Consider the following 19,719-nt stretch of genomic DNA (forward strand, 5'->3'; position numbering starts at 1 on the left):
GGCGCTGGGTGTCAAGTAGTTGTGAAGAAAAAGGGGGGGTGACTACTGGGCAAGGACGAACTCCTCAGGCGGCTTAGCAAGATTGATCGTCACCGCATGCGGCACCGTCCAGACCTTCGGCGGGGCATGAAACCGCTGGCGATGATCACGGTAATAGACACCCTTACGACGCCGACGGTGCTCCAACGTCGCCACCCATTCACCGGTGAACACCTCCTCAGGAGTAAACGACGCTATCCCCGAATGATGATCAGTAGTGTTGTACGCCTCGATAACAGCCGCGATAGTCTCATACGCCTGGGTGATATCGGTGTAGACCTCCAACGCCAAACGGTGCCGCTTGACAGTACGGTGCAATGACTCACACTGCGGGTTATCGTTGCTCACCGACGGACGGATCAACGATTGAGTCACGTTGTACCTCCCCAGCAGGGCAGTCATGGCCTTGCTGGTCATGATGGACCCGTTATCTGAATGCACGATCTTCACCGTGCCGATCCCCTGATCAACGAGGCACTGCTCAATGAGGTCGGTAGCAATCACGGTGTCTTCACCAGGCTGGATTGTCCATCCAACGATCTTGCGCGAATACAAATCCATGACCTGATACAGTGCCCATTTCTGACGGACCAAGCTCCCTAGAATCCAGGTCACATCCCACACAAACACCTGCCCCGGTCCCGTCGCCGTGACCTGCGGTACCGGGCTGCGTGCCGGGCGGGTGCGTGCCCGTGGCACCGGTGTGAACGCGCGCATCATCCGGGCCAGACGGTAAAAACTTGACTGTGATCCCAGGTAGGGTTCCCGCCGGTCATCTACGTGACGCCAGTAGATCTCAGCCACGCTTAACCCTTCCGCCCTACCGGCGGTCAGCAGGGCGCGAATCTTGTCCTTTTCCTGATCACTGAGTCGAACTAACCCGCACCGCTGTGTATGCGGGATCGGGTTGGTTACGCGTGGTCGGGGACGGTGGCGGTAGTGGTAGGTCGATTCCGACAGGCCTACCAGGTCAAGGGCGTTTTTCTTCGTCCACCCAGCAGTACGTAGCTTCGTGAGGATGTCTTCTTCCTGCTCTTGCAGGTGTTCTAGGGTTGTGTGCTCGGCTGGGGTGAGTTGTTTTCCGCCACGTCGACACGCGTGCCAGCTTCCTGCATGGTGGCGATAGCTTTTCCCAAGGCGCCGATCACTTCTTTAAGTTCGGTAATACTCGCCGAATCCGTCTCGGCTTGGGTGTCGCGTTGATGCTCAGCGGTAGTAGCACAGGCTTCGGCGGTAGCGAGTCTGTCGGTGAGGTCGGTGATGGTTGCCTCCAGCCGTCGGATTTCAGCGGCGTCATCGGTGGTCATGCTGCCAGTTAAACGTGGTCCACGCCCGGTGGCAAGATCCCCGTCGGCGGTCAGTGCCACGAACCGGCGCATCTGAAAGCGGGAAATACCGTGGACGGCGAGGTAGGTGCCTTTGTACCCGTGGCGGGTGGTTGTGTAGGCCAGGGCGTGTTCCCTCATCTGCTCAGTTGTCCATTCCTGTTCGATTGTGGGTGGGATGGTCACGGTCATGGTCGTCTCCTTAGAAGCGGGGGAAATAGCTTCACAACCAGACTGACAGCAAGGGGGGAGTTCCATGCGGAGCCCAAAACCAGCACTTCCTAACAACTCCGGGGTCAATCCCCCTTCCACACCCACCAAGTTGTTAGCGAGTGCCGGTTTCGCCCACTCGGGACGATGCCCAACACGAAGATGTCGCGGAATTGGATGAAGGCCCTCCCCGCAGGACGCGGAAAGGGCCTTTGACCTGGTGCGGCCCGACGGGTTCGAACCGCCGACCTACTGGGTGTAAACCAGTTGCTCTTCCAGCTGAGCTAGGGCCGCTTGACGCTCGCCTCGGATGACGTGAGCACCGAGCGTCGAATTTACCACGCGAAGGTGGAAGCTTAAAAGTGGGGCTACTTCTTCGAGTAACCGCGGGCTACGAGGCAGCTGCCTTGCCATTCGCCGAGGCGGGTGGCGGTGGTTTGGACGAGGCCTGCGAGCTGGGCGGATTCGGAGATTTCTCCGGGGGCAATGGTGCCTTCTTTGCCGGCACCCGGGGTCAGGAGCCAGATGCTTCCGCTGTCGGAGAGGGGACGCAGGGAGTCGACGAGGCCGTCGACGAGGTCTCCGTCTTCTTCGCGCCACCACAGGAGGACGACATCGCAGAGTTCGTCGGTCTCTTCGTCGAGGAGGTCGTCGCCGATGACCTGCTCGATGGCTTCTGAGATGCTGCTGTCGCTGTCTTCATCCCAGCCAACCTCCAGGACGGTCATCCCTGGTGTGATACCGAGAGTTTGTGCGTAGTCCTTGGCGTTTTGCCTAGCTACGCCCGGAGCATCCACCACTGATTTATTCCTCCTCGTTCCGGGCCGATGACTGTTTCATTGGCCCATCGATTTAGTTCCAACTGGCAATATACAAGGATTGGCCAGGAAATTCCTGTTTCTGGGCCCCGTGGCGCGTAGCGCTGACGGGGTGGGGTGGGGGACGCGGGGCGTCGATACGCTGTTTTATTCTTCGCATTCGCCGCAGAATGCGCCGCACGCTCGCACCCTCCCACCCCAGCGCGGTTTGCAACCTTCACAACCACCCGCCGGAACGTTGGCGAAGGAAAACACGTATCCTTGGTGGAGACATCTGGCTGCAATCGGACAAAACCGGGCGCAGCCAGTTCTTCCTAAAACGCCACAAACCAGGAGGCTAGCAATGGCAGAAGATCGGATCGCGCACAGCCGGATGGACGACACTAATTATCCCGCGCTTCGCGACGGTGTCGCTTCTTACCTCAACGATTCGGATCCGGAGGAGACCCGCGAGTGGATGGATTCGCTCGATGGTCTGCTGGCGGAATCCTCTCCCGCCCGTGCCCGCTACCTCATGCTTCGCATGTTGGAGCGTGCCACTGCGAAGCGCGTTCCCCTGCCTAACCTGACCTCGACTGACTTCGTGAATACGATCCCCACGACCATGGAGCCGGAGTTTCCGGGCGATGAGGAGATCGAGAAGCGTTACCGTCGGTGGATGCGCTGGAATGCGGCGATCATGGTGCACCGCGCTCAGCGTCCGGGCATTGGCGTGGGCGGCCATATTTCTACTTACGCCGGCGCCGCCCCGCTGTATGAGGTTGGGTTTAACCACTTCTTCCGCGGCAAGGATCACCCGGGCGGCGGTGACCACGTGTTCTTCCAGGGCCACGCCTCCCCCGGCATTTACGCCCGCGCCTTCCTCGAGGGTCGCCTGAGCGAGGATGACTTGGACGGCTTCCGCCAGGAAGTGTCCCGCGGCGAGGGCAATGGCATTCCTTCTTATCCGCACCCGCACGGCATGCCGGACTTCTGGGAGTTCCCCACGGTGTCGATGGGTCTGGGCCCGATGGACGCTATCTACCAGGCGCGATTCAACCGCTACCTGCACAACCGCGGCATCAAGGACACCTCGGATCAGCATGTGTGGGCGTTCCTCGGCGACGGCGAGATGGATGAGCCGGAGTCCCGTGGTCTGCTGCAGCACGCGGCGTTGAATAACCTGGACAACCTCACTTTCGTGGTCAACTGCAACCTGCAGCGCTTGGATGGTCCGGTGCGCGGCAACACGCAGATCATTCAGGAACTGGAGTCCTTCTTCCGCGGCGCAGGTTGGTCTGTCATTAAGGTCATCTGGGGCCGCGAGTGGGATGATCTGCTGGAAAAGGACGAGAGCGGCGCGCTGGTCAACGTCATGAACACCACTCCGGATGGTGATTACCAGACGTTCAAGGCCAACGATGGTGCTTACGTGCGTGAGCACTTCTTCGGCCGCGATGAGCGCACGCTCAAGCTCGTCGAGGACATGACCGATGAGGAGATCTGGGCGCTGCCGCGAGGTGGCCACGATTACCGCAAGGTCTACGCCGCGTACCAGCGCGCGATGGAGACGAAGGACCGCCCGACCGCGATCCTCGCCTTCACCATTAAGGGTTATGGCCTGGGGCATAACTTCGAGGGCCGCAATGCGACTCACCAGATGAAGAAGCTCACGGCGGAGGATCTCAAGGCCTTCCGCGATAAGCAGGGCATTCCGATCTCTGATGAGCAGCTGGAAAACGATCCTTATCTGCCGCCGTACTACCACCCCGGTGAGGACTCCGAGGAGATCAAGTACATGCAGGCCCGGCGCAAGGAGCTGGGCGGGTATGTTCCTACTCGTCGCCAGACCTACACGCCGCTGCCGGTTCCGGAGCTGGATAAGCTGCGCTCGGTGCGCAAGGGTTCCAAGCAGGAAGTCGCCACGACGATGGCGCTCGTGCGTACCTTCAAGGAGCTCATGCGGGATGAGACCCTGGGTGAGCGCATTGTGCCGATCATCCCGGATGAGGCTCGTACCTTCGGTATGGATTCCTGGTTCCCGACGCTGAAGATTTACAACCCGCACGGCCAGAACTACGTGCCGGTGGACCACGACCTCATGTTGTCCTACCGCGAGGCTACCGATGGCCAGATCCTCCACGAGGGCATCAACGAGGCCGGTTCCGTCGGTTCCTTCATGGCGGTCGGCTCGTCCTACGCCACCCACGGCGAGGCGATGGTGCCGCTGTACATCTTCTACTCGATGTTCGGGTTCCAGCGCACCGGCGACAGCATTTGGGCGGCCGCCGACCAGATGGCGCGCGGTTTCCTCATCGGAGCCACCGCCGGTCGCACCACCTTGACCGGTGAGGGCCTGCAGCACATGGACGGCCACTCTCAGATCCTGGCCTCCACGAACCCGGCCGTCGTGTCCTACGACCCGGCGTTCGCTTACGAGGTCGCGCACCTCCTCCGCGAGGGCATCGATCGCATGTACGGCGAGGGTCGCGGCGAAAACGTCATCTACTACCTCACCGTCTACAACGAGCCGACCCCGCAGCCGGCCGAGCCGGAGAATCTCGACGTCGAGGGCCTGCACAAGGGCGTGTATCTCTTCTCCCCCGCCGCTGATGTCGACGCCGATGGGCACGAGGCATCCATCCTCGCCTCCGGCATTGGCATGCAGGCGGCCATCAAGGCGCAGGAGATACTGGCCGCGGACTACAACGTTCAGGCCAACATCTATTCCGTCACCTCCTGGGTCGAGCTGGCTCGCGACGGTGCGGCGAAGAACAAGGCGCAGCTGCGCCACCCGGGCGAGGAGGTCGAGGAGGCTTTCGCTACCAAGCAGCTCAAGCAGTCTTCCGGCCCCTACGTTGCGGTCTCGGACTTCGCTACTGACCTGCAGGAGCAGATCCGCGCCTACGTTCCCGGCCAGTACATTGTCCTGGGCACTGATGGTTTCGGTTTCTCCGATACTCGCCCGGCGGCTCGTCGTTACTTCAACACCGATGCTGAGTCCGTCGTCGTCGCCGTCCTCCTGGGCCTGGCCCGCGAGGAGAAGATCGACATTGAGGTCGCCGCGCAGGCGGCCGCCAAGTACCACTTGGATGATCCCACCAAGGCGTAGGCAGTGATGAGGCGGCAGTCCCCTTTAAGGGCGCTGCCGCCCTTTGCTTATCGACGCCCCCTTGTCACCGTTAGACTGTTGCCATGAGCCGACCGATCCCACCCCGCGACGCCGACCGAGAAGACCTCCAGGCCAACCTCACGCGTTTGGTCGGTGCCGGCCGCCTCACTATCGCGGAGTTTGATGAGATCATGGACGTCGTCTGGTCAACCAATGACAAGGCGGTGCTGGATCAGATTCGCGCTCGGTATTTCACGTATCAGGGTCCCCCGGTCCCGATGTCCCAGCCGGGCCAGGTAGTCCAGCCTCCTCAGGCACCGTCGTCCCAGCCGGTCTCATCGACGATGGGCACGATCCGGCGCACCGGGCAATGGACCGTACCTGCCCATTCGGTATTCAAGCTCACCGGCTCGTCCATGTACTTGGACCTGCGCCAGGCTCAGGCTACTAGCCCCGTGTGCACGTTTGACATCAACGCCACGGGGTCGTCGATTGAAGTTATCGTCCCGCCGGGCGTCTACGTAGAAAACCGCCTCCGCGACTTCTTGTCCTCCGTCGATGTGCAGACGACGTCGCCGGCGCCCGGCGCCCCACGGGTGATCCTCACCGGACGGGTCAAGGGCTCCAGCGTGACCGTGGTCACCCGCAATGCCCAAGGCCCCGGCCTGTGGCAACGCATCATGGGTGGTTGAGTTCCTGCCAGATTGCCTCGTTCGTCTCTGACCACAGTGGCTTAGCCCAGTCGCCAAAGGGTCGGTCGGTGAGGGCCACCATCGCGCGGCCCGTTCCGGGGGCAACCCACAGGTAGGTGCCGGACTGGCCGAAGTGCCCGAAAGTATCGGCGGGCATCGACGCTCCCGTCCAGTGCGGGTCCTTGTCGCCCTTGATCTCAAATCCGAGGCCGAAGGGGCAGGGCTTCATCATGCCGTAGCCAGGGATGATGCCGTTGAGCTCCGGGAACTGGACAGTGATGGCCTCGGCCATCGTGGAGGGGTGCAGCAGCGTCGGGTGCATGAGCTCAAGCAGGAAGGTGATGAGGTCGTGGACCGTGCCTTCGGCCTGCCAGCCCGCGGAGCCCCGCAGCCTCGTCCACTGCATTCCCAGCGGTTCCATGACGCCTTCGCGGAGGTAGTCGGCGAAGGACATGCCGGCGGCGGAGGCGACGGCGTCGGCAAGCAGCTCGAAACCGTAATTGGAATACACCCGGCGCTGACCCACCGGGCGGACGCGATCGTCGGCGCGAAAGCCGACGCCGGAGGCGTGGGAGAGCAGGTGACGCACGGTGGATCCCTCCGGGCCAAGCGGAGTGTCGAGCTCGAAGATGCCCTCCTCGATGGCCATGAGGAAGCCATAGGCGCTTAAGGGTTTGGTGACGCTGGCCAGCTCAAAGACCTTGCCCAAGTCCCCCACCCGGTCGATGTCATCGCCGTTGATGACGGCGGCCGCGACGTTGTCGACGGGCCAGTCCTTCAGCAGTTCCAGAGCGCTCATTCGTCTGAGTCTAATGCCATGCCAACGAGGCGATCGATGGCGGCGTTAAGGATCCCGGGGGATTCTAGCGGGATCATATGCCCCGAGCCGCGTGAGATTTGCATCCACGCCTCGGGCCACACCTCGCAGAGGCGTTCGGCCTGGCTCAGTGGCGTGACATCGTCCTTCTCACCGGCGATGACGTAGCCGGGGATGGCGTGCAGCTTCTCCCCGGCGGCGAGCTCGTCGTGGGATTGCAGGTCGTCGAAATATCCGACGAAGGTCTCCAGCGGGGTCTCATGAATCATCGCGGCGTGGAATTCGATGACCTCGTAGTCGGTGGGCCGGTGGAACACCGCCACGGCGAGGCTCGGCGCGAGAAAGCGGGTGGCTTCTTCGCGGAACTTGTTGGCTTCCTCCGGGGAGGCTTCGACCGCCTGGTAGATCTTGTCGGCGACCGGGGAGGCGAGCAACTGCGGAACTCCTTGGGCCGACAGCGCCTCGATGGACGTGGCGACGAGGACCAGCCCAGCAATGTGCGCATATAACCCCGGCGGACAGCGGCGAATGAGATTGAGGGCCACCAATCCCCCAAGCGAATGCCCCACGAAGATGACCGGGCCGTGGATGTCGCGGGCGCGCAGGACGGCCATGACGTCATCGGCGGCGCCATCGACCGTGCATTGCTCGGGCCGAACCGTGCCGGTTTGGCCGTGACCGCGCAAATCAACCAGCAGGAAACGCGCCTGCGGCCACCGCTGCCGCAGGTAGTTCACCTGCCGATAGTAGGACTCGGCGGCGAGCGTGAATCCGTGGATGAATACCACGGTCACCGCGGTATCCCCCGGGGTAACGTCGCCATACTCGTACCAATGAACAGAAATACCGTCGTTGTCCACGGCGCCGGTGCGGTCGATGTCCGTGAGGCCGGGTTCACGCTGCCCCGAATGCAGTGCCCCTTGTTCCAGTGCTAGGTGCCGGCGCCCCGAGGGGGTGAGGCGAAGCACCCAGCTGCGCAGGAGCGCTGGGACGTCGTGGAGCATGGGAGCCATATCTCGAGCGTACCCAGCCGGGGTGGGTGGCTTAAGCTAAGAGCCATGACTTCACCGACGAGCCCCGCAGAACTGTCCCCCGAGCTGACCCAGATCATCGAGGACTCCTCCGGAGTAGACGCCGCGTCGCTCACCCCGGAGTCACGAATCGCCGACCTGGGGATCACGTCTTTGGCGATGATCGAGATCGCCGTGCGCATCGAAGATACCTTCAACGTTCGCCTCGACGATCCGACGGTGTTTAGTGTGGGAACGATTGGCGATCTTGCGGAGCTCGTAGCCACACAAGATCCCGAGTAAAGGGGCACAATGGCGAGTATGACTGCCAGCATTTCTTATTTGACCGACATGGACGGTGTCCTCATCCGCGAGGGCGAGATGATTCCCGGGGCTGATCGATTCCTCGGTGAACTCATGGACAATGACATCGAGTTCATGGTGTTGACCAACAATTCGATTCATACCCCGCGGGACCTGTCCGCGCGTTTGGCTGCGACCGGCCTGCGCATTCCGCCGGAGCGCATCTGGACGTCGGGTACCGCCACGGCCCGCTTCCTCACCGACCAGCGCCAAGTGGGCACGGCCTATGTCGTCGGCGAGTCGGGTTTGACCACTCTGTTGCACAGCCAGGGCTGGATCCTCACGGATGTTGACCCGGAGTTCGTGGTGCTGGGTGAGACCCGGACCTACTCCTTCGAGTCGATCACCACTGCCATCAATCTCATCCTCGGCGGTTCCCGTTTCATCTGCACCAACCCCGATGTCACCGGCCCCGCCCCTCAGGGCATCCTCCCCGCCACGGGCTCGGTCGCGGCGCTCATTACGGCGGCGACGGGCCGGGACCCCTATTACATCGGTAAGCCGAATCCGGTGATGATGCGCTCGGCGCTTAACGTCATCGGTGCTCACTCCGAGCGTGCCGTCATGATCGGCGATCGCATGGACACCGACGTCAAATCAGGCCTCGAGGCCGGCATGCGCACCATCCTCGTCCGCTCCGGCATTTCCGATGACTCCGAGGTCAGCAGGTACCCCTACCGTCCGACCCGGATCGCCGACAGTATTGCCGACGTCGCCGACAACATCCTCGACCCCTTCGGCGACGGCTACTACTCCTAAGACAGTCGCCGCACGGCGTCGATGACGAGGTCCCAGAACTTGCGGTGGTCGAGGGTGGTTGCCACCTGCGTGTGGCACTCGTCCCCCGCCGGTGCGCGGAAATCCGCCACCGTCATGCCTGCTGTCAGCGTGCCATTCAGTTCCACGTCCACGGGCACCTTCTGCGTATCGACGACCGCGGGATCAATCAGGTAAGCCACCGCACAGGGGTCGTGCACCGGGGGGTGCTCAAAGCCCTGGTTGGCGCGATATGCCTTGCGGAAGGACCCAAACAGCGCAACGACGAAGTCCGCGATGTCGGAGCCGATGGCCTTGACTTCCGCCTCGATTTCATCGGTGGCGAGGGCTTGGTGGGTGAGGTCCAAGCCCACCATGGTGACCTCCCACGGCTCGTTGAACACGATGTGCGCGGCCTCTGGGTCAACGAGGACGTTGAACTCCGCCACGGCGGAAGCATTTCCCTCGTGGTATCCCCCACCCATGAGCACCACCTCCGCGACTCGCTCCACGATGCGGGGCTCCTTGCGTGCCGCCAGTGCGATATTGGTCAGGGGCCCAATCGGCACGAGAGTGATGCTGCCGGGTTCGGAGGCCATGACAGTGTCGATGATGAAGTCGACGGCGTGGCCCGCCTCCACCTCGACGGTAGGATCAGGCAGCTCATAGCCTTCGACGTCCATCCCGCTATCGCCGTGGATATCACCGGCGGTACGTGGTGCCCGTACCAGCGGTCGGGCGCAACCCGCGTACACGGGAATGTCGTGCAGGTTGGCGATGGTGAACACGCGCTGAGCGTTGCGGGTGACCTTATCGAGGGTCTGGTTTCCACCAATCGTGGTCACCCCCACCAGGTCGATGGCGGGACTACCCGCGGCCAGCAACATGGCGACGGCATCGTCGTGGCCGGGATCGCAGTCGAGGATGATCTTTCGTGGCTGAGTCATGCCTTCAGTCAACCAAAACCAGCTCCGCCGTGAAGTGGTGGCGGGTGGCGAGATTGCTCACCACCGTGCTGAGGTGCGCCAACTCACCCGGCGTGCCGGTGATGACCTGCCGACAGGCGAGGTAGACGCCCTCGGTAGGGCCCGCGGAGCGTCGCCAAGCAGTAAACCACTCAGCGGTGAGCGGATCGGCCCCGGGGACGGACAACTGCGACCCGGAGGGGACGCAGACGACCATCGCCGTCTCGATGTCCCGGCGCAGAGCGCGCGGCATCCCCGTCACGGTGAGAACGGCGGCGGCAGCCGTGTCGGGCAGGTGCGCAGACACGTCGGAGTGCTCCCACGGGTGGTCATCAATGACCGAGGAGTCGGCCGCGCCGAGCCAGCGTGCGAGTTCTGGTGCAAGGGTGGTCATGTCGAATTTCCTTCGGCCAACACGAACACTGCCTAAGCAGTGCAAGACGAGGTTCGTCTTCCCCAACGGCCTCTCGTGCACCTTGCGATTGGCACCGAGTATTCTCCCCACCCGTCACACCGGCAACTCTAAACCTCCACTTCAACCCCCGTTTATTCAAGTAGAGGTTGAGGCTTTAGTGGGTCCAGATGGCCGGAGTGGTGACAGTGACCGGAACCAACCCGGCGCGCTGAAGGATTGGGCGCGAGTACTCCGTGCAATCAACCTGGAGAAACTTCTTTCCCCGCTCCTGGGCCGAGCGCGCGCGTTGAGCAGTCAGCGCGCGATATATCCCCTGACCACGATGGGCCTCATTGCAGGCGCCGCCCCACAGCCCAGCGAAGTCAGTGTGTGCGACGAAATCAACCCGGCCGGTGCACACCACATCGCCCTCCGGCCCGCGGACCAGCCACATCTCGAAGCTATCCGGCTCCGCGTTCGCCCGCGCGACAAGCTCCTCACACCTCCGCTGGGTCCGTTCGGGGGAATCCCCAAACACAGCGCCCGCCTGGGCCGATGCCTCGCGCAGGTCTTGTTCGTTTTCCGCCTTCTCAAGGCGGTAGCCAGTCGGCAGGTCGGCGCCCGCCCTGAGCGCCGACTCCACCGTGCCGATCATCACCGTTTCCGGCTCATCGAAAACGAAGCCGTATTTGACCAGTAAGCGGGAAATATCCGGGAGATCATCGTGCTGGCGAGTTTTCCACTCAACTTCCTCAATGCTCGGATCCGCCGAGAAGTAGGCCAGCGCCTCCCCGATGAGCGCTTCCAGGTCAACCTCGGGCGCGATGGATCGATAAGTAATGAAGCCCTGGCCGGGGTACTTAGCCAGCCACAGCGGCCCCAGACGGATGTAACTGGAGGCCGAATCCACCTCTGCGGACGTGCGCAGCTGCAGGTCATAGAGGTCGCGAAAGAGTGCGTTATTCATCGAGCGTCATCTTCACACTACGAACGAAGGGCGGTCAATAGCACCACCCGTTAACCCAATGGCCAGCTCTACGATCATCGCCAGCAGAAATCTCTAAGTTTGGGCGGGACATTCGGCATCTAAGAGGTTGATCCTTCCTACGTTCGATCTCTTGCGTTGGCATTGGAGACCAACGATAGTTCTTGTTAGAGCAGACAGGATTCCATTGCGAAGCCGAAGGAGGACGGACATGTACAAGCTGATCGTCAGGTCAAAGGTCCGGGAAATGTTCGACCAGATCAACTCAGGCAACTTTCAATCGATGGTGGACAAGCTGGCCCCATCCTTCAACTACCGTCTACACGGCGACCACGCGTTGGGAGGCCGTCGGACGACCCGGGCATCGATGATCACATGGTGGAACCGCGTCTTCGATCTTTTCCCCGGCGCACAGTATGAGATCCACGACATCCTTGTTAATGGTTGGCCGTGGCGCACGCGGATCGCCGTGCGAGCCCTTTTCTACGCTGATCTGCCCAATGGTGAGCGATATGAGAATACAGTTTTCGAGTTCTTGACACTCTCGTGGGGCAAAGTGATCGAAGTGGAAACTGTCGAAGACATCCAACTTCTTAAAAGAGCACTCGCCATAGTGGCGGATGCTGGAAATACAGACGCTCTCGCCGCCCCGATTTCAGACTTGTGAGACGACAAACCTCCCACCCAACTTCCGCGACTTGGAAGGGGAAACCCAAAGTGGGGCCGGCGGGGCTCGAACCCGCGACCTACGGATTATGAGTCCGCGGCTCTAACCGACTGAGCTACAGCCCCCAGTAACAACGTGATCAGTATATCTACCCCTGTGAGCCTTCAGACAATCCCCCACCTTCATCGGCGGGAATATGCCCGTGGCCAGGCGATTTGCCACCATCAACGCTATCCCGTTATAGTTATGTCTCGTTGCACAGCACCGATAAGGACTGAGCAGCGGACAACTTAATCCTCCATAGCTCAGTTGGCAGAGCATTCGACTGTTAATCGAAGGGTCACTGGTTCGAGCCCAGTTGGAGGAGCAAAGGAAAGGCCCCGGAAGAGATTCCGGGGCCTTTCCGCATGTCAAGGTTAAGTCACCGTCACCAAGACTGCCGCGCACGCGAGCAACAGGATCGGGACTTCGGCCATGCCCACGCGGCGCGCGGACCACGCCTCCCCTTTCTTGGCTGACCACGGGATGAAGCAAGCCCGGGCAAGAGCCACGAGCATGGTGGCAAGCATCAGCCCTGCTACCACGAGGCCGGGGCGCCACATCATCACCAAGACGCTCATCGCCATTGCTGCCCCGACGTGATAGGCGATCGATCCGATCAGGTATCGGGTGTTGTTCTTCTCGCGGATCATGGTCTTAACGAACGGAATGGTGCCCGTGAAGTAGAGAGCCAGAAAGGCCATCGACAACCAGGAGAATGAGGGTAGAGCAATCGGGGTTGTTGCCCCTATCCCCTGCCCTACCATCACTAAGGCGGGAAAGAGCAGCGCGGAAGCGACCGTCGTGGAAACTCCGGAGACGGTCGACCGAGGACGCCCTTGCAGCGTCTCCCACACCGCGATTGCGACCATCGGGGCGAAAGGGATCGCCCACCAGAGCAATACTGGCTGCAGTAGAAGAGCTACAGCGATGCCCACCAAGGAAACCCCGCCATAGACGTAGACCGGCGTGATGTACTGGGCCCGCCTTTCGGGGGTGCGGGCCTTAGCCACGAGGCCGAAAGCGAAGAACGCGAAGTAGCCAAAGAACCAGGCGATGAGGACGGCGGGAAGTACGAACACCGGCTGCCATCCCGGCACAGGTTCCCGCACCCAGGTCACAATCCCTGCAATCAACCCAAGGATGGCGGGGCTAATGAGCATCGCCCAGGCGCCGTGCTGGTTGGGCACCCAGGGGGAAATTCCTTTGCGACGTCTCTTCCCCGGGGCCGCAGGTCGGCGAGGGGTGGTGCTGGCACTTGCTTCCATGGGGCCAACTCTAACATCATCCAAAAGTTGGATACTTGATGTAGTAACCAGCCAAACCGAAAGGTCAGGGCTTAGTCTCACTCACAGCGGAATGCGGATGGGCCACCGCCGAGGCGACCGAGGTGAGAGCAGATCGGTCATCGCCGACGTGGGCGTACAGCAAAGCAGTCAGCGCGAGTGTCGCCGACGCATGCGCCGAGAGCTGGCTTGCACCACCGAATTCGCCAAACATCGATGCCCAATCCCTGGTTGAGTTCTCACTAAGAAGTTGTTATGGATATGAAACTAGCTGATCGGGAGGCATTTGTCTCCCCTTTCATCCATGCTCTTGCTTCGGCACGCAGGTAGGCTTGTCCCCATTCCCGTCCGCACCACGTTGAGGAGCACTCACCCCATGATCCAGTTCGTCATCGGAGCCGCCGCTGGCTACGTCCTCGGAACAAAAGCCGGCCGACGTCGATTCGAGCAGATCAAGAAGGGCTACTCGGCCGCGGTGAACTCACCGGTGGCTAAGTCGGCGGTGACGGCTACTCGCAAGGCCGTGGCCAACAAGCTTGACCCGCAACCGCGCATGCGTGAGGTGAAAAACGTCCGCCAGGCGGACGGCTCCCAGGTCCTCGAGCCCGATTCGGACTAGGCCGGGGTTCGGCCGCGGAAGGCTCGCTCGTGGAGTTCCCGGCGCGCCTGCTCCAACGCCACCAGGTCGGCAAACAGGGTGTTGTAGGCCTCCGGGTCATCGGAGGGCCGCATGCGCTGCAAACGTGACTTCAACTGAGCAATGTGGTTGCCCACCTGGGCCTCCTGCAGTCGGGACAACACTGAGTCGGTGTATTCCGCCCGCGCCTCGTCTTCGACCAGGATGTCCTCGACGGCCAGCTCGGACACCAACTGACGGCCCGCGAGATCGGCCATGTCGCCCGCTACGGTGGCGATCCAGTCCACGCCGGTGTGCGCAGCTGCGCACCCGCCGTTGTTCTCAATGGCCTGACGAACCATGCGATACGCCGGGTGGGTGTACGCATCCCGGCTGATCCCGTCGTAGTACGAACCTGCGAGCTCCGGATACTGCAGCGCTAATTTCAGAGATTCCCGCTCGGGCCACAAGAACGAATCACGGGGGTTGGGCAGCGGCATCGTCGGAGTGGTCTGCACCGGCGCGGACTGATCGCTATCAAATCGAGTAGCGCGGCGCTGCTTCATCTCCGGCTTGGGGCGGCGCGCCTCCTCCCGGACTTGTTGCAGTACCTCGTCGGTGTTGGACCAACCGATCCAGCCCGCCAGTTGGCGGGCGTATTCCGTCTGCAGGACGGAGTCTTTGATGCCTGCGACGACGGGGACGGTGCGTCGCAAAGCTTGGAGGCGCCCTTCGACGGTGTCGAGATTGTGCTCCCGCAACATGGACTCGACGACGAATTGGAACATGGGGATGCGGTCGGCGACGAGATCGCGGACGGCGGCCTCGCCCTTCTCCAGGCGCAGGTCACAGGGGTCCATACCGTCGGGGGCAACCGCCACGAAGGACTGGCCGGTGAACTTCTGGTCCCCCTCGAAGGCACGCATGGCCGCCTTCTGGCCGGCCTCATCGCCGTCGAAGGTGTAGATGAGCTCGCCGCGGAAGTAGTTATCGTCAAGCATGAGGCGCCGCAGGATCTGCAGGTGCTCCTCGCCGAAGGCAGTGCCACACGCGGCGACGGCAGTGGTGACGCCAGCGGCGTGCATGGCCATGACGTCGGTGTATCCCTCGACCACTACCGCCTGGTGCCCCGCCGCGATGTGCTTTTTTGCCACGTCCAGGCCGAAGAGCACCTTGGACTTGTGATAGAGCATCGTGTCCGAGGTGTTCATGTACTTGCCCATGTTGTCATCATCAAAAAGCTTGCGAGCCCCAAAGCCGATGACGTTGCCCGAGAGGTCCTTGATCGGCCACAGCAGGCGCCGATGGAAACGGTCGATCGGCCCGCGCTGGCCCATCTTAGACAGGCCCGCCGCTTCCAGTTCCTTGAACTCGAAGCCCTTGCGCAGCAGGTGCTTGGTTAACGTGTCCCAGCCTTCGGGGGCATAGCCGCATTCGAAGGCGTAAATGTGCTCCTGCGAGAACCCGCGATCGAGCAGAAACTCGCGCGCCTTCTGCGCCCCCGGGGTTTCCAACTGCTCGCGGTAGAACTGATGGGCTGCGCGGTTGGCATCAATGAGCCGCTTACGGGTACCCGGCTCCTCACGACGCGCCCCCGTCGTACCCCCTTGGTAGTTAATGGTGTACCCGATTTCCTGGGCGACCTGCTCCACCGCCTCGGGAAAGGAAATGTGCTCCATCTCCATGAGGAACGTGAACACATCACCGCCCTTACCAGTGGAAAAGCAGTGAAAATAGCCACGGTTAGGCCGCACGTGGAAGGACGGCGTCTTCTCGTCCTTGAACGGACTCAAACCCTTCAGGGAATCGGCACCACCGGGCTTGAGCTGGACGTACTCGCCAACAATCTCCTCGATCGCAGCGCGCTCACGGATCGCCTGAATATCACTCTCCGGAATGCGTCCCTTAGCCATAACGAACAGGGTACCGCGCAGGTCAAACTAGTGCCTTCGTTAGGATCGACCCGTGAAGAAGAACTCCACCCTCGCCGTCGCAGGCGCCATCGTGCTCGCCGTCGGCGCCGCCTGGTTCGGCGTCGATCTCACCACATCACCCCAGCGTATCGACGCCCCCGCCAGCACCAGCGGGCTCTCCACCTGTCCGGTGGACAGCCTCCCGGACCAGGCCCCGCCCGTCATCGATGACATCCTCGCCGGCGGGCCCTACGAGTATCCCGGCGAGGACGGCGGTCACTTCGGCAATTACGAAGGCGTGCTTCCCGACGAACGCAGCTCCTACTACCGCAGCTTCACCGTAGACACCCCTGGCCTGCGGCACCGGGGCGAACGCCGCATCGTCGTCGGCGGAGGCTCGAAGTCAGACCCGGATGTCTGGTACTACAGCGACGACCATTACGGATCATTCTGCGAGATCCCGGACGCAGAGAACTAGCAGCGTCCGTGCAGGATGTTGCGTCATTGAGTTTTCGGAAGGTAGATGGTGTATCGGATTCCCTTCTCCTCGAGGAGGTCGAGCAAGGGATCACTAGCACCTAATTGGCTCGTGTGGGCACTGGGATAGAAATGCCAGTGGGCGCCTTTGATCTTTCCGGTTGAGATCAGATACGCGTCTGATTCGATCTGCCTCCTGGTAGCAGAGTCAAGGATCTTAGACCCTACTTTTGCCTCATGTGCAATTCCTCTAGCTACGACATCAAATCTCCTGATTTGAGGATTACAAACGGTAACGCACCCTTTGGTTGATTCAGAGAATTGAGTTTCCGCCTTAGCGAAGAACCTACTTCGATTTCTTTCTAAAAAGTCTTCTCCTGCTTTACCGTCAGACATAAACTGAACGGATCTGCCTGATACATGACCAGGTCGATCCAGCAGATTCTCCAATCGGTCGAGATTCATGCGGCCACTCGTGGCTAGGCGATACAAGCTCTCATCATCAGCCCCTGCCTTCTTCAGCGAATCCCAGCTGTCAGGCGAAATGGATTTCACAACCCTGATCCGATCGGGGTCTGGAACATGATTGAGCTGTGAGACAATGCGCGCAACCTGCGGAGCTAAGTGGGGGCTAGTCGAAAGAAACTTCTCTACTTTTCTCGAGATCGCGGTAACGTCACCGACTATCGGGACGATTCCGACAACATTAACCCCAAGGCCGACCCAGTCTTTGTTGATCGCTGCGACAACCGCATCACGAATGTCCGACATCCCGCCAATAATCCAACCGACCACCGGAAGAAAGCTCGCCCCACCGACTGCCAGGTTTCCGGCAAGCCAGGCGATAGAGTCCACCGGCATGGCATCGCCCGCAAACGCACCCTTGGCGAAGTCCGTGGCGTAGTCCCACCGCGGGACTTTCACATCTTCAAATAGTGGATCTAAACCATCGGAGTGGCGGTTTTCTTCTTCGTACTTGTCGGTGAATCCATCGCCATCGGTGTCTTCATTGGTGGGATCAGAACCAACCAGGTTGAGCTCTAAGAAATCAGAAAGACCATCTCCATCGGTGTCTTGGGAATGAGGATCGGTTCCCGAGTTGGCTTCCTCCGCATCCCCTACCCCATCACTATCAGTGTCGCCGAGAGTAGGGATCGAGAATCCGGCATAGACTGTTTCATCCGCCTGGTCGTCGCCTACTTCGCCGGCTTCGTCTCCATCAGAAAGGCCGTCGTCGTCGGTATCCGGATTAATCGGGTTGGTGATGAACGTTTCTCCCCGTTGTGTTGACCATCCGAGGACCTCTACTTTGTCATTAAGGCCGTCGTCGTCTGAGTCAGCTTTCAAAGGGTCGGAGACACCAGTGTAAAGCGACGTTTCTGCAAGATTCTCAGCACGCTGACCAGCCTCGACGCCGTCGGTCAGACTATCTCCATCGGTGTCGGGATTTTTAGGATCGGTGACATAGGTGTAACCGGCAAGTGTCGTCCACCCCTCTTCCTCCACAACATCGGGGATACCGTCACCGTCTGTGTCAAGGTTTGGATCGGCAGGCTCTAGCTGGATGGGTGCGGCTACCTCAGGAGAAGCTACTTCAGGTGCGTTGGGACGAAAGCTCGGAATAATCGCACTGACTGCTAGAACCGTCACCACGATTGCGGCAGCAACTAGTACTTTTGTGGCTGCCACGTGGTTCTTTATCCAACGCTCTATGTGGCTCCGGAGGCTAACAGTTGTCAGATCCTGATCCGACGGCACATCGGTACGACTATCCATTCGGGTCTCCACTAAGAAAACGGGGTTGCCGCCGGCTGGCCGTGCTCATCCCCTCATCGATACTGGCAATTCCGCAGATACTACCGCACCACGCGGTGAATTGTTTTAGAATCAATTCAAAAGGTGCGCGGCATCATTCGTGAAACCTAGAGCGCTCAGTCAAATGGAGCTTTTAATCCATAAACGCAGCCAGATCAGCCGATCGCTTTGCCATCCGTTCCAGCCGCGATTCGGTCATGGAGGCAATCTGGTCGATGACGACTCGTTGGCGAGCGGCATCGGTTTCGGCTTCTTCCCACCATTGGCGGAACATGGGGTCGAGAGATCCAGGGGCACCGGCAGTGAGGTAGTCGAAGACACGATAGATGCGCTCGCGTTGGCGGTCCTGGCGGGCCAGGTGCGCGGGTTTGTCCATGACGTAGAGCACGGCGATGGTCTTCAGCAGTGTCACTTCGGCGAGGGCTTGGGGTGGCACAATCAGTTCACCGTGGTAGCGGCCGAGAGTCGTTCCGCCTATCGACGCCCCCTCTAGTGTTGCCTGCACCGTCGCCCCGACATAGCGTCCCACCAGCTCCGAGGTCATCTTTTTTAGGCCTGCGTAGCCGCGCAGGGTTTCGTCGAAGTCGGCGGCCGAAGCGACGACGGAGAGCTGGCGGAGGGAATCGGCGGCGTCGAGAAGCTCTTCGGGGGTGCCGCCGAAGGCGCGGGCACCCTTTTCCGCGAGGGCGGCGAGCTCGACGAGATCCCAGAGGACGTGGAGGTTGATGCGGCCGGAGACGATGCCGTCTTCGACGTCGTGAACGGAATAGGCGATATCGTCTGACCAGTCCATGGCCTGGGCTTCCATCGCAGGACGCTCGTCGGTGTGGCCTTCGCGCAGCCAAGCGAGGATCTCGGCGTCCTCGTCGTAGCAGCCGTATTTGCGGTTGATGCTGCCGTCGGAGTTGGTGCGGGTGCGCGGATACTTACAAGCTGCATCGAGGGCGGCTCGAGTGAGGTTGAGACCAAAACTTTCGCCGGAGGGGGAGACGATTTTCGGCTCGAGGCGAGTGAGGATGCGCAGGGTCTGGGCATTTCCCTCGAAGCCGCCGCAATCGCCGGCGACCTCGTTGAGTGCGACCTCGCCGTTGTGACCGTACGGCGGGTGTCCAATGTCGTGGGTGAGCCCGGCCATTTCACAGAGATCGGGATCCAAACCGAGACCGGTGCCAATCCCGCGGGAAATTTGCGCGACCTCCAGCGAATGCGTCAAGCGGGTGCGCGGGGTGTCCCCGTCGCGGGGGCCGACGACCTGGGTTTTATCGGCTAGCCGACGCAGGGCCGCAGAATGCAGCACCCGGGCCCGGTCGCGCCCAAAGGCACCGCGGTGGTCCGGAGTGCCGTTCGCTAAATCGCTGCCCTTGGGGGCCTCGGCGAACCGGCGGGCGGTGTCGGCGGCATTATAGAGGTACATCAGTCTCCTTTAAATCTCGTGCAACCA

The 19,719-nt window shown here is 61.2% G+C and carries 20 protein-coding genes and 3 tRNA genes; 8 read left to right on the forward strand and 15 right to left on the reverse strand.

Going from position 1 to position 19,719, the window contains the following annotated elements; all coding sequences use genetic code 11:
- Positions 1–42: 42 nt before the first annotated feature.
- The 4 genes from CATRI_RS09135 to CATRI_RS09150 all read right to left on the reverse strand — a co-directional run bounded on the left by CATRI_RS09135 (position 43) and on the right by CATRI_RS09150 (position 2,374).
- A complete protein-coding gene (locus CATRI_RS09135) occupies positions 43–843 on the reverse strand; it encodes a DDE-type integrase/transposase/recombinase (protein WP_290216842.1) in 801 nt (266 codons plus the stop codon).
- A gap of 242 nt (positions 844–1,085) precedes the next feature.
- Entirely contained in the window at positions 1,086–1,556 is a 471-nt protein-coding gene (locus CATRI_RS09140) for a hypothetical protein (protein ID WP_290216844.1), read from the reverse strand.
- Between the two features lie 236 nt (positions 1,557–1,792).
- A tRNA-Val gene (locus CATRI_RS09145) sits at positions 1,793–1,868 on the reverse strand.
- Between the two features lie 74 nt (positions 1,869–1,942).
- Positions 1,943–2,374, reverse strand: coding sequence for a DUF3052 domain-containing protein (locus tag CATRI_RS09150; RefSeq protein WP_290216846.1), 432 nt, complete (start codon positions 2,372–2,374; stop codon positions 1,943–1,945).
- Between the two features lie 361 nt (positions 2,375–2,735).
- Between CATRI_RS09150 and aceE the strand changes: the two genes are divergently transcribed.
- Together aceE and CATRI_RS09160 are read left to right on the forward strand one after the other, a co-directional pair.
- Positions 2,736–5,483: a pyruvate dehydrogenase (acetyl-transferring), homodimeric type gene (gene aceE, locus CATRI_RS09155; RefSeq protein ID WP_290216848.1), complete on the forward strand. Its 2,748-nt coding sequence runs from the start codon at positions 2,736–2,738 to the stop codon at positions 5,481–5,483.
- An 83-nt stretch (positions 5,484–5,566) separates the two neighbouring features.
- The gene (locus tag CATRI_RS09160) at positions 5,567–6,175 is read left to right on the forward strand and encodes a DUF1707 SHOCT-like domain-containing protein (protein ID WP_290216851.1); all 609 of its coding nucleotides are present in this window, start codon (positions 5,567–5,569) and stop codon (positions 6,173–6,175) included.
- Here CATRI_RS09160 and CATRI_RS09165 read toward each other — a convergent pair.
- Together CATRI_RS09165 and CATRI_RS09170 are read right to left on the reverse strand one after the other, a co-directional pair.
- A complete protein-coding gene (locus tag CATRI_RS09165; protein ID WP_290216853.1) occupies positions 6,162–6,974 on the reverse strand; it encodes a serine hydrolase domain-containing protein in 813 nt (270 codons plus the stop codon). The two genes, CATRI_RS09160 and CATRI_RS09165, sit on opposite strands and share 14 nt — an antisense overlap.
- Positions 6,971–8,005, reverse strand: a complete 1,035-nt coding sequence (locus CATRI_RS09170) for an alpha/beta fold hydrolase (RefSeq protein ID WP_290216855.1) — start codon at positions 8,003–8,005, stop codon at positions 6,971–6,973. Before CATRI_RS09170 ends, CATRI_RS09165 begins: the two co-directional genes overlap by 4 nt.
- Before the next feature lie 45 nt (positions 8,006–8,050).
- On the opposite strand from CATRI_RS09170, the gene CATRI_RS09175 reads away from it, so the two are divergent.
- Both CATRI_RS09175 and CATRI_RS09180 read left to right on the forward strand, forming a co-directional pair.
- A complete protein-coding gene (locus CATRI_RS09175) occupies positions 8,051–8,305 on the forward strand; it encodes an acyl carrier protein (protein ID WP_290216857.1) in 255 nt (84 codons plus the stop codon).
- 18 nt (positions 8,306–8,323) lie between these two features.
- The gene (locus tag CATRI_RS09180) at positions 8,324–9,124 is read left to right on the forward strand and encodes an HAD-IIA family hydrolase (RefSeq protein ID WP_290216859.1); all 801 of its coding nucleotides are present in this window, start codon (positions 8,324–8,326) and stop codon (positions 9,122–9,124) included.
- On the opposite strand, the gene uriH is transcribed toward CATRI_RS09180, so the two are convergent.
- From uriH to CATRI_RS09195, 3 genes are all read right to left on the reverse strand, one after another.
- The gene (gene uriH, locus CATRI_RS09185) at positions 9,121–10,068 is read right to left on the reverse strand and encodes a uridine-preferring nucleoside hydrolase UriH (RefSeq protein ID WP_290216861.1); all 948 of its coding nucleotides are present in this window, start codon (positions 10,066–10,068) and stop codon (positions 9,121–9,123) included. The two genes, CATRI_RS09180 and uriH, sit on opposite strands and share 4 nt — an antisense overlap.
- A 4-nt stretch (positions 10,069–10,072) precedes the next feature.
- Positions 10,073–10,480, reverse strand: a complete 408-nt coding sequence (locus CATRI_RS09190; RefSeq protein WP_290216862.1) for a hypothetical protein — start codon at positions 10,478–10,480, stop codon at positions 10,073–10,075.
- A 175-nt stretch (positions 10,481–10,655) separates the two neighbouring features.
- Complete coding sequence (locus CATRI_RS09195; protein ID WP_290216864.1) at positions 10,656–11,447, reverse strand: GNAT family N-acetyltransferase; 792 nt, start codon at positions 11,445–11,447, stop codon at positions 10,656–10,658.
- A 229-nt stretch (positions 11,448–11,676) separates the two neighbouring features.
- Between CATRI_RS09195 and CATRI_RS09200 the strand changes: the two genes are divergently transcribed.
- On the forward strand, positions 11,677–12,132 hold the full coding sequence (locus CATRI_RS09200) for a nuclear transport factor 2 family protein (RefSeq protein WP_290216866.1): 456 nt from the start codon (positions 11,677–11,679) through the stop codon (positions 12,130–12,132).
- 51 nt (positions 12,133–12,183) lie between these two features.
- Here the strand turns inward: CATRI_RS09200 and CATRI_RS09205 are convergent.
- Positions 12,184–12,257 (reverse strand) — tRNA-Ile (locus CATRI_RS09205).
- Positions 12,258–12,426: 169 nt separating this feature from the next.
- On the opposite strand from CATRI_RS09205, the gene CATRI_RS09210 reads away from it, so the two are divergent.
- Positions 12,427–12,499 (forward strand) — tRNA-Asn (locus CATRI_RS09210).
- A gap of 49 nt (positions 12,500–12,548) precedes the next feature.
- Here the strand turns inward: CATRI_RS09210 and CATRI_RS09215 are convergent.
- Entirely contained in the window at positions 12,549–13,361 is an 813-nt protein-coding gene (locus CATRI_RS09215) for a YwiC-like family protein (RefSeq protein WP_290216868.1), read from the reverse strand.
- Between the two features lie 142 nt (positions 13,362–13,503).
- Complete coding sequence (locus CATRI_RS09220; RefSeq protein ID WP_290216870.1) at positions 13,504–13,671, reverse strand: hypothetical protein; 168 nt, start codon at positions 13,669–13,671, stop codon at positions 13,504–13,506.
- 162 nt (positions 13,672–13,833) lie between these two features.
- Between CATRI_RS09220 and CATRI_RS09225 the strand changes: the two genes are divergently transcribed.
- A complete protein-coding gene (locus CATRI_RS09225; protein WP_290216871.1) occupies positions 13,834–14,076 on the forward strand; it encodes a hypothetical protein in 243 nt (80 codons plus the stop codon).
- Here the strand turns inward: CATRI_RS09225 and dnaG are convergent.
- Positions 14,073–15,986: a DNA primase gene (gene dnaG, locus CATRI_RS09230; protein WP_290216874.1), complete on the reverse strand. Its 1,914-nt coding sequence runs from the start codon at positions 15,984–15,986 to the stop codon at positions 14,073–14,075. The genes CATRI_RS09225 and dnaG overlap by 4 nt on opposite strands.
- 52 nt (positions 15,987–16,038) lie before the next feature.
- On the opposite strand from dnaG, the gene CATRI_RS09235 reads away from it, so the two are divergent.
- Positions 16,039–16,464 (forward strand): guanyl-specific ribonuclease, encoded by a 426-nt coding sequence (locus CATRI_RS09235; protein ID WP_290216876.1) that lies wholly within the window; start codon positions 16,039–16,041, stop codon positions 16,462–16,464.
- A 23-nt stretch (positions 16,465–16,487) separates the two neighbouring features.
- On the opposite strand, the gene CATRI_RS09240 is transcribed toward CATRI_RS09235, so the two are convergent.
- Complete coding sequence (locus CATRI_RS09240; protein ID WP_290216878.1) at positions 16,488–18,152, reverse strand: hypothetical protein; 1,665 nt, start codon at positions 18,150–18,152, stop codon at positions 16,488–16,490.
- Positions 18,153–18,411: 259 nt separating this feature from the next.
- Positions 18,412–19,692 carry a deoxyguanosinetriphosphate triphosphohydrolase gene (locus CATRI_RS09245; RefSeq protein ID WP_290216881.1) on the reverse strand — a complete coding sequence of 427 codons (1,281 nt, stop codon included), beginning with the start codon at positions 19,690–19,692 and terminating at the stop codon, positions 18,412–18,414.
- Between the last annotated feature and the right edge of the window lie 27 nt (positions 19,693–19,719).

This window comes from Corynebacterium atrinae (assembly GCF_030408455.1).
GTDB classification, from domain to species: Bacteria; Actinomycetota; Actinomycetes; order Mycobacteriales; family Mycobacteriaceae; genus Corynebacterium; species Corynebacterium atrinae.